Origin of the sequence: Micromonospora sp. NPDC050187, from assembly GCF_044459745.1 — a bacterium.
GTDB lineage: Bacteria > Actinomycetota > Actinomycetes > Mycobacteriales > Micromonosporaceae > Micromonospora.
In genome coordinates, this window is record NZ_JBITJH010000019.1 from 69,282 (window position 1) to 82,350 (window position 13,069).

The following is a 13,069-nucleotide window of genomic DNA, read 5'->3' on the forward strand; positions in this document are numbered from 1 at the left end:
CCTATGATCAGCACAAGATGTGACCCACGTGTGCGTACTGGACACGTGACTCAGCCGGCCGGTACCGGCGCGGGGCGAGGCCGGTCCGACGGCGCCTCCGCCGTAGCGCGCCACCAGTGGCGCGACGCCAGCGCGGCCAGCACGGCGCCGGTGGCGTTGACCAGTACGTCATCCACGGAGGAAACCCGGTCCAGCCGCAGGACGTACTGTGCGGTTTCGACCAGGACCGAGCAGCCCGCCCCGAGCGCCAGGATCCGCGGCACGGACGCCAACGCCGCGAACCGCATCGGGGCGAAGAACCCCAGCGCCGCGAAGATGAGCAGGTTGCCGCCGATCCCGACCGGCCCCATCGTGACCAGGTCCCGCAACGGGACCAGACTCACCCGGCCGGGGACGATGCCCGCCCCCGGCCCCGGCATCAAGGTCATCCACACGAACGGCACCGTCCCGTAGACCATGCCCACCTCGGCCAACGACATCCGCCACGGCCATGTGACGCCGGCAGCACGCCGGAGGCGCGCCAGAGCCCACACCACCAGGGCCGCCAACGGCAGCCCCACCAGCATCATGAGCACCACACCGTTGAACGTGTCGTAGCAGCCGTGCCACCGCCCGGCCATGCACCTCGGAGCGGACATCATGAGCGGCCGCCGCACGGCGAACGCCGCGCTCGCCAGCCCGAGGACAGCCAGGCTGGCGAGCACGATCCTGCGCGTACGGCGGGGCGGTGCGGACGGGGATGCGCTGTGGTTCATGCCCCCATCGAAGCCGGAGGGCCGTTGCGGTGGCGTATGCGAATTTCCATACCTCCGCAATACACACAAGTCCCAGCGTCGTCGTCCGGGTCGGCGTTGGTCGCGGGCCGGGACCTCCGCCGGCCCGGCCCGGGTGGGCGCTCAGGGCTTGCGGGCCACCCCGCCGAGGATGGTGTGGTAGGTGTCGGTCTGCCGGGAGCCCCCGTCGCCGTCCGGGCGCCAGTCGGCGAGCGGGACCAGCCCGGGAGGCAGCAGCTCCAGGCCCCCGAAGAATCCCGTGATCTCCTGACGGGTTCGCCACCGGCCGGTGCCCAGAGTTTCGTTGAAGACCTTCTCCACCGCCCGCGCCCGCCGTGAGACCTCGGGCTGGGCCTCGCCGGGGTCGTGGAAGTGCGAGATCGCCAGGTAACTCCCGGCGGGCAGGGCGGCGGTGAGCCGGCGGGCGATGGCCCCAGGGTCGTCGTTGTCGTGCAGGTGGTGCAGGATCGCCAGGAGCAGCAGCCCGACCGGCTGGTCGAAATCAATCAGTTTCCGGACCTCAGGGTGCGCCAGCAACTCCTCCGGTTGCCGGATGTCGCCCCCGACCACGGTGGTGGTCCGGGCGTCCGCGAGCAGGACCCGACCGTGCGCGAGCGCCATCGGATCGTTGTCCACGTAGACCACCCGGGCGGTCCGGTCCACCTGATGGGCGATCTCGTGCACGTTGCCCTGGCTGGGCAGCCCTGAGCCGAGGTCAAGGAACTGCCGGATGCCGGCCTCCGCGGCCAGGTACCGCACCGCCCGGCGCAGAAAGGTCCGGCAGGCCCGAGCCGCTTCCGGGCCGTCCGGCGTGACCTGCAACGCCATCTGAGCCGCCTGCCGGTCGACCGCGAAGTTGTCCTTGCCGCCCAGGTAGTAGTCGTAGATCCGGGCGATGCTGGGCCGGGTGGTGTCGACACCGGACGCAGGAGCTTTGCTCGTCAACGCTTCGATCCTCCGTACGGCATGGTCGTTCGCCGGCTGGCGCGGGCGACCACGGCAGGGGCGCACGACGCCGGGCCCACCACTGTGGACGTGCCCTGAGGGTAGATGAGGCGTTGCCGGCCGGGCGATCCGGTGCTACGGAGCAACCCCGAGCAGCCCGACCAGGCCGGTTCAGGGGGGGGCAGCCCTGAGGTAGCCGACGTTGACAGAAGAGTGTCGGTGGTCAGACTTAGGGTTCAGGCATGAACGCCTGGCTCCCGGTCAGTCCCGCCCCGGTCGCCTCGCGGCCGACCAACGGCCGGATCGATCTGCCTGACGATCTGGTGCCGTTGCTGACCGGATCTCCGCACCTCAACGTGTTCGGGCCGATCAGACCTTGGGTGCCGCCCGAGGGGTGGCTTGAGGAAACCCGCGCACGACTGATGGCCATCGCCTCGCGCGAAGGGCTCACCGACCTGCCCGCCCGGGCGCCACGACTCAAGCCCGGCACGTCGATGGCGGTCGAGGAGGTGAAGTGGCTGGCGCAGGGCACGCTCGGCGCGTCCACGAGTGCGTCGGGCTCGCTGTGGCGGCTGGGTGACCTCCTGGTAGCCGACCACCTGCAGGCGCCACTCACTCCGACGACAGACCCGGAGGCGACCTGGCAGACCCAGGTCATGCCGGCCCCGCCCGGACGCCTCTTCGCGGACTCCGACAGCCCAGAGCGCCGGGAACGCATCCTCCGCTACTACCGAGACTGCCTCGAGGTGCTCGTCGAGGCGCCACCGTTCGCGGACCGCGGGCACGCGCTGGCCGCGCTGTACGCCCGGATAGCTGAGGATCCAGCGCTGCTGGAACAGCACCGGACGGGGTCGAGGCAGCAACTCGCCGCCCAGTGGCGATCGGCCTTACTCAGTGACGCGGAGCGCGCCGCTCTTCCCGACTACGCCGGACCAGCCGACTACCTTTCCTGGACCCTGACCGGCCTCCGCGCCACTCACCAGCGGTTGGTTGACATCGTGGGCGCCGAGGCCGGCAGCTTCGACGAGGTGGTCGCCGCCATGCTGCTGAAGCTCGGCAAGCCGGTGCCCGCGGTCATCGCCACGACCGGGCTGGGCCAGGACGGTTTCAACGCCATCCTCCGCGCGTTCGACATACTCAAGCCCAGCTTCGACTACGAGGCCTGGTACAAGGGAGTATTCGCGTGGCTGGACCGCGCGATCATCGCGGGCGAGGCGGAGACCGCGCGCATGTGGGTGGGATTGGAGTGGAGCTGCGCCACCGCGCTGAACGGCTGGCCGGGTCCGCACAAGGACGTGACGAGCGGGCTCTTCTTCTGCCTTGGATACCTGCGTAGCCTGCGAACGCTCGGCCAGCCGCGGCCCGCCGTCGTCAACCCGCTCGTGTCCGCCCTCGCCGACGTTCCGAGACCAGCGCGGCCCGCCCCCGCCCTACCCCGGCCGGCCCGGCCCCGCGGTGCCCCGAGCGATCACGCGGAGCAGGTTGCCGTAGGCATCCTCGATGGCATGGTCGGGTTGTCCCCGGTCAAGCAACGCGTCGTCCGGCTGAGTGCTGAGGCCAGAGTCGAGGCGTTGCGCCGCGAGTCCGGTCTGCCGCCCGCCCGCAGTCGGCGGCATATGGTGTTCGCTGGAAATCCGGGTACCGGGAAGACCACCATCGCCACGATCATCGGCCAGATCTATGCCAGGTACGGCGTGCTGGCCTCCGGCCACCTGGTCGAGGTAGCCAGGGCAGAGCTGCTCAACGGCGCCAAGGTGACCGCTGCCGTACTCAACGCGCTCGGTGGCATCTTGATGATCAACGTCGGCCGGGCGGTCCAGGAGAGCCCTGCCTCGCGCGAGGCTGTCGCCACGCTGACCAGGATGATCGAGGAGCACCGCGAGGATCTGGTGGTCATCATCGCCGGTCATCCCAAGAATGTCGCGGATTTCCTGTCCAGCGAGGCCGGCCTGGCGGCCCGGTTCCCGAACACCTTCAATTTCGTCGACTTTACCGACGACGAGCTGGTGCGGCTCTTCGAGCTGGAGGCCAACGCGTCAGGGTTCACGCCCGCCGACGGCGTGCTCGACCGGGTCCGGAACCTGGTCACGCGAATGCCGCGCGCCGCCGGATTCGACAACGCCTGGGTGGTCCGCAACCTCGTTGACGAGTCCGCGTCGCACCAGGCGCTGCGGATCAGCCGGTCGGCCACACCCACGGTCGAGCAGCTGGCCGAGCTGCTGGTGGAGGACATCACGGCACCGGCGTCCATCGTGCTCGCGCCCGCCCACAAAGGCGACCCGATGGCAGAACTGGACGCGCTCATCGGGCTACGCGACGTCAAGGCGCAGGTGCGGCTGCTGGTCGCGGAGGCTCGGGCGGAGAGCCTGCGGACCCGGGCCGGGCTCGCGGTGGGCGGAGGATCCCGGCACATGGTGTTCGTCGGCAATCCGGGCACCGCGAAGACCACGGTGGCTCGGATGATCGCCCGGATCTACGCCGACCTCGGGCTGCTCGGTTCCGGTCACCTGGTCGAGGTAACCAGAACGGACCTGATCGGCCAGTACATCGGGCAGACCGGTCCGCGCGTCCACGCGGCGTTCGAGCGGGCACTCGGTGGCGTGCTCTTCATCGACGAGGCGTACTCGTTGTCGATGTCCGACTCGCCGCGGGACTACGGTCACGAGGCCATCGCCACGCTGCTCAAGCTGATGGAGGACCATCGCGACGACCTGGTGGTGATCGTGGCCGGCTACGACCGTGAGATGCGGCAGTTCCTCGACGCGAACAGCGGTCTGGCCTCTCGTTTCCCGAAGATGCTCGAGTTCCCCGACTACGACCTCGACGAACTGGTGCAGATCTTCACCGTCCTCGCCGACGACGCCGGCTATCAACTCGCTGACAACGTACGGGACCGGGTGCGCACGACGCTGGCCCGCCTCTCCCGAGGGTCGTCGTTCGGCAACGGCCGCACCGTGCGCAACCTGCTGGAGGCGACCATCGCCAAACAGGCAGCACGGATCATCGAGCTGACCGACGCACCAGCGGAGGTCGTTCGGAAACTGCTGGCGGAGGATCTGCCAACCACGTTCGGCGACCATGACAAACCGCCCACGATCGGCCAGTATCTGTGATCGCCAGGATTCCGGTGCGGCAGCGCCAGTACTCCAGCCGTAGTTGGTGGAGCCAGTGCCTTCGCTGGTAGTGGGCTGTTCCGGCGCGGTACTGGCGCTGAGGTCCCCCGGCAGTTCGGAGGCTTTCGATCATGCTCTGCTGGAGCTGAAGGGAGTCATCCGTGGCAGCACCGAAGACGAGGAGCTGCGTGAACGCCGAACTGAAGCGGGCCAATGATCCTCAACGCCCGGTTCCGCCAAGCCGCCCGGCGGCGGGGCATTTCCCGACCGAGCAGGCCGCGATGAAGGGCGTCTACCTCGTCGGCCAGCAGAAACGCGAGGGCGGCGGGTGCGTCACCGGCCGGATCTACGGTTGGGCCAAGGCCCTCGACACCTGATCCTCGCCTACGGCGACCGGGCAACCGTGATCACACCACAGCCCCAAACACGGAGATTGACACTTTCACGTTAGGCAGAGATGACCGGAGCTGCACCGACAGGCCGGACCTTTGTCGGGTGGCCACGGCGGTAGAATTTTATCGACGGTCGCCGCTGTGCAGGAGGGGCGCGTGACACACCGTTGGTCAGCGCTCGTTCCGCTGGTGCTCGCGATCGCGATCGCGCTGGTAGGCAACCTCGCCACGAATACCGTCAGCGTCCCCTGGCCCTGGTGGTCCTGGTTCATCTGGTCGTTGGTTGCCCTGCTGATAGTGCTCTCGGGGGCTCACGGCGTCCTGTCGTCCCGTCCGGATGCCCCGGTGGTGGGCCGGGAGGCGCTCTCCTCGACTGCGCAGCCGTTGACAACGACGGCCGATCAGCTTGCCGCTGTCCTGGTCGAGCAGTGGGCGAAGGAGGAACACCAGCAAGGTCTACATGACCCGTTCTCGCTGCCGGTGCGCTGGGAGTCTGTGGCCGACCACCTCATGGACCACTGGGCGAATATCCGACGATCACCGGCCGGTTCCCAGGTGAGACCGCTACGGTTGGCTGGCTCCCTGAACCAGATCGTGCCGATATACCTACGCGTACCGTCGGGCCGGCTGGTCGTGCTCGGCAGGAGCGGGGCCGGTAAAACCACGCTGGCACGCCGCTTCGCTCTCAACTGGCTGACCAGACGCACCGCCGGCGACCCGGTCGCTGTGGTTTTCAGCCTCGCCTCATGGAACCCGCGCACCACGACCTTGAGCGACTGGTTGGCCGGCCTGCTCATCCGCGATCACCCCAGCCTCGCCGCGCCTGGGCCAACCAGCGCGACGCTCGCGACTGCCCTGATTGACGGTGGCCACCTGCTGCCCGTGCTTGACGGATTTGATGAGATCGCCGAGGGACTGCACGACGACGCGCTTCGCGCTATCAACACCGCCGGGTTGCCGTTCCTGCTGACCTGCCGACCCGAGCAGTACGCCGCGGTGGTGCGCCAGGACGTACTCAGCGCTGCAGCCGTGGTCGAGCTGAACGACCTGACGCTGAGCAACATCCGCGACTACCTCCCCCGCACTACGCGCCGGACCATCGACGTAGACGGGACTCGAGTACCGCTGTGGACCCCTGTGCTGGACCGACTACGAGACAACCCGCGCGGCCCGGCCGAGGCCAATCTGGCGGCCGTGCTGGCCAGCCCGCTCATGGTCGGCCTGGCCCGCTCGGTCTACAGCGACGCGCCCGGCGCTGACCCTGCTGAGCTGTTGGACGCTGCAAAGTTTCCGGATTCGGCCGCGCTGGAAGCGCATCTCCTCTCCGCATTCATCCCCATTGTGTACGGTGATGCGCCTCGCGATCGGCATCGTGGTGCTCGTCGCCACAGCTTCCGGACCGGTGACGCGCAGCGTTGGCTGAGGTACCTCGCCGAGCACGCCAACCAGACCGGCAGCCAGGACCTCGCATGGTGGCGGTTCGGCGATGCGCTGCCCCGGACCACCCGCATACTCACCGGCACGGTCACCCTGGGCATGCTCGCATTGGCGATGGGCGGCTTCGTGTTCCTTCTGTCCGACAATGTGTTGGCAGTGGCGATCCTGACAGGCGTAGCCCTGGCGTGCGGGATGCTGGTCGGTGGTACGAAGGCCGGGCCGAAGCCGAAGCGTGTCCGCTTCGACATAACGAGCTTTGCCGTCGACTTGGCCACGAGTCTGGCTGTCTGGGTCGCTGTCGGCACCCTGTTCGGCACAGTGACGCAGTTGGTCATTCCCTCCGCCTCGGCAGAGGAACTGGGAAGGACGATCATCGGTTCACTCGTCGGCTGGTTGCTGGCCGGTCCGTTCACCAACACGATAGGCCGGCGCATAGAGACCTCCGTGGCGATACCCACAGCAGCCAGTCCTCTCGAACTGATGGCCACCGATCGACGCGGCACGCTGGCCTCCTCTGTGCTGTTTGGCGCGGCGCTTGGCCTCGCCTGCGCCCTGGCCACCGCCCTGATGGCGGCAGGATCGCTGCCCGGCGGGTGGAGCCTGGTGTTCCTGCTGGGGATACCACTGGTCGGTGGTCCCGCATTCGGCCTGTTGATCGGCCTCCTCACAAGCGCCTGGGGCCGTTGGGCGTTGGTGACGCGCCCCTGGTTGACCGCCACCGGGCAGATCCCACCGGCGCTGGCGCCGTTCCTCGACGACGCCTGTCGTCGAGGCGCGCTGCGTCAGGCCGGGGCGGTGTACCAGTTCCGACACGTCCGCCTACAGCGACACCTCGCCGGAGCCGGCACCAGCCGCACCACGCCGGCAGCCGGCACCCCGCCAACGCTGTCCACCGACGGCGACCGCATGAATGGCTTGTCCTTGCCGTAGTCGCAGTAGCCGTCACCTGTTTCAACTTTTTCTGGCTGCCCACACCGCGTCAGTGATCGCATGCAATGCTGTGGATCTGCAACACCTACAGCAAAGGACCTAATCTCCTCGGCGAGCAGTCTCCGACCTTCCAGGCTCCCCGGCTGATCTTTGAGGAGGGCCTGGATTGAGACGGGGCCCCGAGGTCTTCAAGCTCTTGGCCCTCCCCAAGCCTGGCCGGCTGGCCCGGCCGATGGCCGGCCGGAGGCCGCCGCCAAGAAGGGCCAATCCGAGTCCCGGATTAGCCCTCTGACCTGCGTCGGGACGGCCGGATTCGAACCGACGACCCCTTGACCCCCAGGACGATTTGGTAAGCGTTCCCGCACGTCACGGACGCGATTCCCAAGACCAGGCCGTGCAGCTGACGGCACGTCGGTCACCAGCGCGCACACCGTGTGGTCCCCATCTGGTCCCCGGGCGCTGACACGCTCGGCGAGCGCAGCACACCATTTAGAAGCAGTCCATGAGCATTCCCGGACTTACGGTCTTGGCTGCGCCCGCTGTCAATCAGATAGTCACCCATCTGAGTTCGCTGATTCTTTTTCCTCGAACAAGGCATAGCCGGGCCTCTCCGGTAGCGGCTCCAAGCGCCAACCAGGGGGCAAACGCCGAACGGCGGACGCATCAGTGTATGCCGTCGCCAAATGAAAGGTCATAAAGTCGTGGCCATGCTTTGCTCTGATGCTTGATAGGTAGATTACGCTATCGAAATGAGCCACATTAAAACTGTACTCCGACAAAAATTTGGTCTCTTGGAAATCAGCGAAATTCATAAAAACCGCAGAATTGAAATCCGCATACTTGCGAAACGTCGCCTCCTGAAATGAGGTGTACTCGCGGAATTCAGCTCGACGAAATATTGCATCCCCTTCAAAATCGCAGCACACAAACCACGCTTTACCGTAGAACCTCGCGCCGTAGAAATCCGCCCTCCGAAGTGAACAATGCGACATATCAAAAGAGACGAGAGCAGCGCCCGAGAGATCAAGGTTCAAGCCTTTCCAATGAATCCCTCGGTCGATATAAGATTGCGTAGCAAGCAGGTGATTCCGCAACACCTTCTGCGCCGTCAGGCGCACCTGCAACTCTTCATGCGCCTCCGACCCGACCGACTCTTCAGGCAGTTCGGAGCTGGCGTCGACACCTCTCGCATCTTCGCCCCTATCCTCCTTAACCGAACGCAACGCAGTTGCCCGCTCAAGCGCATCCGATGGATTCCCGCCCTCCGCTTCTAGCGGTGGTGGCTCGAACGGCATTCGGAGGTAAGCGCAAAGTACATCCACTACTGTCGCCCTATAATCTTCGTTCTCCTGCGCCAGGTTTTCGAGCGCATAAATAGCCCCAAGACGAACTGGTGCTTTCGCGCCGCCTAACTGCTCCACGGCGCGCGTATATATGTCGGTGTTACGTCGGGCGGTACTGTCCTGGCGGTTGTATTCAGCCACCCTGTGCTCACGGGCGTCCGCAACTTCCGCAATCTGCTGCCGACGGTAGGCCACCACAAGGGCTACCAGGCCGCCGACCCCTGCGACTACCGTAAGAGCGACCTTGATGGACTCAAGTCTTAGTTTAGCGGCAGCATCCGCTTGCTTGTCGCTAACTTCTGTCTGCCGTGAGTCGGCAGGGAACGAGGAAGACGTTGGCGGTTTAGGCGAGGCATCTTGGATAGGGCTACTCGGCGACGTGGGCGAAGCAGCCGGAGTCGCCGTCATTATTGCCGACGGAGGTGCCTCAGATGCAGTACGAACGGTTAGCAATAGAGCAGTCAAACTGACGGCGAATATTGCGAGAGCTCCTATCGCCACCATCAACAGATGCTGAGAAGGCTTTCTAGTCGGCCTGCCGTCAGCCATCTCTTCGATGTAAGTAACTTTCGCCACCGGTTGCCCCTCTGCCTACTGTGGACTCGCAGTGTAACGAGGGTCTGCCATGCGTCGACGAGAGCTTGACACCGCGCCATACGACGAGGTCATGGTGGGGATGCGGGGGCGCGCACCCCGGGCGGGCTCTGGCCTGCCGGCAATGCTGGCCGGAGGGCCGCAAAGGCTCCGGGGCCGAGGGCGGCCCGCAACGCCGTCGCCCGGGTGTCACCGAGCTACCATCCGCCCACGCCGACCGCCTTCGCTCAGCCCGCATCACTCAAGGACTGGAGGAAGCGCGCTACCCTCGCCGGCGCGAGCCAGCGGCAGCCTTTACACGATTCGTTCAGAGTATCGCGACGGCGGATCGATAATCGTGGCCGGAATGTCGGTTAGCCCGATTACCTGGCCGGGACCGATAAACCGCCGCGCAACCAGCAGCCCCGCCTCGTGAGCTTGCGTGCCCGCATGGCTCGCCGAGGCGTCCGCGATCAGCCACGGCGTGAAGTCGTGCTCGAACGCGTCCACGGCCCCCTTCAGAACGCAACTTTCGGTAGCGATGCCGCAGAAGTAGAACTCATCCCATTCGCGTTGCTTGAATAGCGCCATTCCTTCCTGCGTGAATGGGCTGTAGATCCGCTTGTCAAGCACTACGCCGTGATCCACGTATGGGCGCAACTCGGGCGCGAAATCGATGTCGGGGGAACTCTGAAGCCGTTGCCAGCCAAAGAAGCGCTCGAAGGGACTTCCCGGGTAATTCAGGTACCGGGTGAAAAGCGTATCGCCGCCGGCCGCCTGCCAGCGACGCACCAGGTCGACAACGATAGGAACGATGTGCGCTGACTGCTCGCGGACGAAGCCGTTTTGCATGTCGGTCACGACAAGTACAGGGCGGCCCGATGTCATTGATTCAACCTCGATCCGAATCACGGAGGGTTTCGATGGCTTGGTCTAGTGCTGGCATTAGGTCACACGTCCGCAGGATCGCCCGGCGCATAGCCTGATGCTGTCCGGTCTCCCGTAGGCGGGAAACAGTGAGACGGGACCGCACTCCCCGCAGGTAACGCCATCCATATTCCGGCGGCACCTGCGGATCTCGCCCCTGCTCTACCTGACGGGCGATCGCGTCGCTATACGCCCACATAGACTGGATCGCAAGCTCACACGAGATTATCTCGGGTTCCGTTAGGGAGCGCTCAGTAGAGATCGGGTGGTACACGACTCCAGACCATGAGGCATAGCCCATGGAAATTCCTGGCACGCCGAATGATTCGATTAATGTGTGATCGTATGATTCGCTGAGCAACGACTGCTCAACCAGTTCGGCATGCGCCAAGTGTTCGTCATCCATCGGACGATCGCGATGCAGCAACACCTTGGGCGTTGACATGATGCGCAGCGCGGTTCCTAGCAACTCTGCCGGCCATGCTGGCTCAACAACCCAGTGAGCACCAAGGACGTACACCGCAGACTCATCTTCGACTGGCGCAATGGGCGCGAGATAGTCGATAGCCCAATTGATGTTGTCGCCATATGAGGCGACCCGCCACGCGGCCAGCGCCGCAATGGTGGACAACTGCACAGGCTCGACAAGGTGGAAGACCACCGACCCGCACGGCCAGACGTAAAGGGTGCAGTCGCCTTCCGGATGCTCGACGGGTGCTGAGTAGCAGGTGTGCCACTCCCCCACGGCTGGCGCGCAGCCTGCGGCCTCCCGCAGTCGGGCAGCGCCGTCAGCGCCGACGAACGCCGTCACGAACTTGTGGGATCGCGCCGAGAAGTGCGGTCGGTCTTCAGCGCTACTGGTCAGCTCACCGAATAGATCGTGGGGCTTTGCGTCGTACGCCAGACAGTAGAGCTGCCGGTAGATCGGGTCGGTGACCGCTACGCGCCCGGTCTCGTGGCGGTACATCGCTTTTTCGATGGCCTCGACCGTGGGCGTCTCCCGGATGCCGCGCTGTTGGCCTACGCGGTGCAGCTCTCGCGCGGCACGCTTGCGCGACTCCCAACCGGCCGCCTTGCGACGGTTGACCAGCACGAGATTGGGCTTGAACTGCCGAGGGACCTCAGTGGACATGGGCCGCGTCCTTCGTGTCCGTGCGTAGGACCTGCCCGGACTGCCACTCAGCGGGCAGTCTCATTGGCAGGTGAGCAAGATGCCGCCGCAGACGGGAGCCGGAGACAGGAGGCATCAAATGATCCGACCTAGCCGGCGCCGCCTCGACGGGGCCTCTCGGCCTGCCACTTCCGGATGCTCTCGGGCTGCCATGCCGGAGACCGGCCAAACATCCGATCAGGTGCCGGAGCCTGCCCGCGTGAGACGTAGGAAGCCCAGGTCGCGCGGCTGATCGGGGCACCTACCGAGGCCAGGTAGGCGCGAACGTGGTCCGTGGTCCACCAGTCGGTGGGCAGGTCAGCGTCAGTCATCAGTACAAGCCTACGCGGTACAGGTGCTTGCACGAATACAACGTGACGCTGTACGGTCACGAATACAACGCCAAGTTGTATCCGGCCGGACGGCCCGGGGAACGGCGGCACTCGTGGCCGCACGCCCATGGGACGCCGGATCAGGTCGTTCATTGAGAACTTCACAGCAGAAGCGCCGCGTAGATCCGTCTGCGGCAATCCCGCCTTGAGCCACACGGTGGTCGACCCCGGTAGGTCCCGGGCGAGCGGGCCGAGTGGACGGGTCCGGCGCGCGGCTGAGCTTCTGCCCCTGATTCCCCGTCCAGGGCGGGGTGTCGCGCTGTTTCCGGCGTGGCCCCTGCCACTGGGCCTCTCTCTCGGGGCCGGGCACCGTCCGCCCCATATTCGGAAGGAACCGACGTGATCGACAACCACGATGACCAAGGGCCGTCCGCTGTCGACCTGGCGATGATCGAGCAGGAATGGCCGCTGATCGCGGCCGAGTTTGATCTACTCGACGCTGAGATCAGCTTGATCTACGCCGAGGACCACGGCGGTCCGACCGCCTTGGACTGGCGTCGGGTTCGCCGTGCTGAGTCCCGTGTCACCCGAACCGCCGCCGAGCTGACCGCACGGCAGCGTGAGCACGTCTGCCGGCTGGTCGAGGTGGGCCTGACGACGGATTGCGCGTACGGCTGCAAGATCCTCCGCTGCCCGAACTGCGGTAGGGAGCAGGTGTCGCACCGGGCCGTGTACGGCTGCCCCGACGGCGCGTCCCGCGCAGCCTGATGTCCCGCATTCGCGCTGCCTACTGGGATCCAGACGGGTCGCGGTACGGCATCCCTACCTACTGGTGGCGGGGTGCCCCGCCCGGCTACGCCACCCGCCGTCAACTCCGTGCCGCCGGCCTCCGTCCCGGTGGTCAACCAGTGGCCGCGCAGGTGCTCTGGCGAGGTGTCGGCGGTATCCGTGCCGCGTACCTGTACCGGGTCGACCTGGCCCCGCCGAAGCGCACCGCCACCCCTGCCCAACTCCGTGCTGTCCGGGCCGCGCTGATCGCCCGGCGGACGTGTCCGACGTGCCGCGATGTGCGGCCCTACTACATCCCGCGCTCGCTCGGTGAGTGCACCGACTGTGCCTACGGAGGTACCTCGTGATCCTGCTGTTGATCCTGC

At 66.1% G+C, this 13,069-nt stretch carries 10 protein-coding genes; 5 read left to right on the plus strand and 5 right to left on the minus strand.

The genetic code is table 11. The annotated features are described in order from the left end of the window. Positions 1-50: 50 nt before the first annotated feature. Together ACIBJE_RS24885 and ACIBJE_RS24890 are read right to left on the minus strand one after the other, a co-directional pair. Positions 51-755 carry a VanZ family protein gene (locus ACIBJE_RS24885; protein ID WP_396752249.1) on the minus strand — a complete coding sequence of 235 codons (705 nt, stop codon included), beginning with the start codon at positions 753-755 and terminating at the stop codon, positions 51-53. A 141-nt stretch (positions 756-896) separates the two neighbouring features. Further along, positions 897-1,718, minus strand: a complete 822-nt coding sequence (locus ACIBJE_RS24890; RefSeq protein WP_396752251.1) for an SAM-dependent methyltransferase — start codon at positions 1,716-1,718, stop codon at positions 897-899. Between the two features lie 242 nt (positions 1,719-1,960). On the opposite strand from ACIBJE_RS24890, the gene ACIBJE_RS24895 reads away from it, so the two are divergent. The 3 genes from ACIBJE_RS24895 (at position 1,961) to ACIBJE_RS24905 (ending at position 7,590) form a co-directional block, all read left to right on the plus strand. Further along, the gene (locus tag ACIBJE_RS24895; protein ID WP_396752254.1) at positions 1,961-4,831 is read left to right on the plus strand and encodes an AAA family ATPase; all 2,871 of its coding nucleotides are present in this window, start codon (positions 1,961-1,963) and stop codon (positions 4,829-4,831) included. A gap of 188 nt (positions 4,832-5,019) precedes the next feature. Continuing rightward, positions 5,020-5,208, plus strand: a complete 189-nt coding sequence (locus ACIBJE_RS24900) for a hypothetical protein (RefSeq protein WP_396752256.1) — start codon at positions 5,020-5,022, stop codon at positions 5,206-5,208. Positions 5,209-5,379: 171 nt separating this feature from the next. After that, positions 5,380-7,590 carry an NACHT domain-containing protein gene (locus tag ACIBJE_RS24905; protein WP_396752258.1) on the plus strand — a complete coding sequence of 737 codons (2,211 nt, stop codon included), beginning with the start codon at positions 5,380-5,382 and terminating at the stop codon, positions 7,588-7,590. 554 nt (positions 7,591-8,144) lie between these two features. Here the strand turns inward: ACIBJE_RS24905 and ACIBJE_RS24910 are convergent. The 3 genes from ACIBJE_RS24910 to ACIBJE_RS24920 form a co-directional block, all read right to left on the minus strand. Then, on the minus strand, positions 8,145-9,509 hold the full coding sequence (locus ACIBJE_RS24910) for a pentapeptide repeat-containing protein (RefSeq protein ID WP_396752260.1): 1,365 nt from the start codon (positions 9,507-9,509) through the stop codon (positions 8,145-8,147). A gap of 312 nt (positions 9,510-9,821) precedes the next feature. Next, complete coding sequence (locus ACIBJE_RS24915) at positions 9,822-10,394, minus strand: cysteine hydrolase (protein WP_396752344.1); 573 nt, start codon at positions 10,392-10,394, stop codon at positions 9,822-9,824. Positions 10,395-10,398: 4 nt separating this feature from the next. Further along, the gene (locus ACIBJE_RS24920) at positions 10,399-11,565 is read right to left on the minus strand and encodes a hypothetical protein (protein WP_396752262.1); all 1,167 of its coding nucleotides are present in this window, start codon (positions 11,563-11,565) and stop codon (positions 10,399-10,401) included. 749 nt (positions 11,566-12,314) lie between these two features. On the opposite strand from ACIBJE_RS24920, the gene ACIBJE_RS24925 reads away from it, so the two are divergent. Next, on the plus strand, positions 12,315-12,683 hold the full coding sequence (locus tag ACIBJE_RS24925) for a DUF6284 family protein (RefSeq protein WP_396752265.1): 369 nt from the start codon (positions 12,315-12,317) through the stop codon (positions 12,681-12,683). Further along, positions 12,683-13,051 carry an RRQRL motif-containing zinc-binding protein gene (locus ACIBJE_RS24930; protein WP_396752268.1) on the plus strand — a complete coding sequence of 123 codons (369 nt, stop codon included), beginning with the start codon at positions 12,683-12,685 and terminating at the stop codon, positions 13,049-13,051. The genes ACIBJE_RS24925 and ACIBJE_RS24930 overlap by 1 nt, the downstream gene beginning before the upstream one ends. Positions 13,052-13,069: the final 18 nt, after the last annotated feature.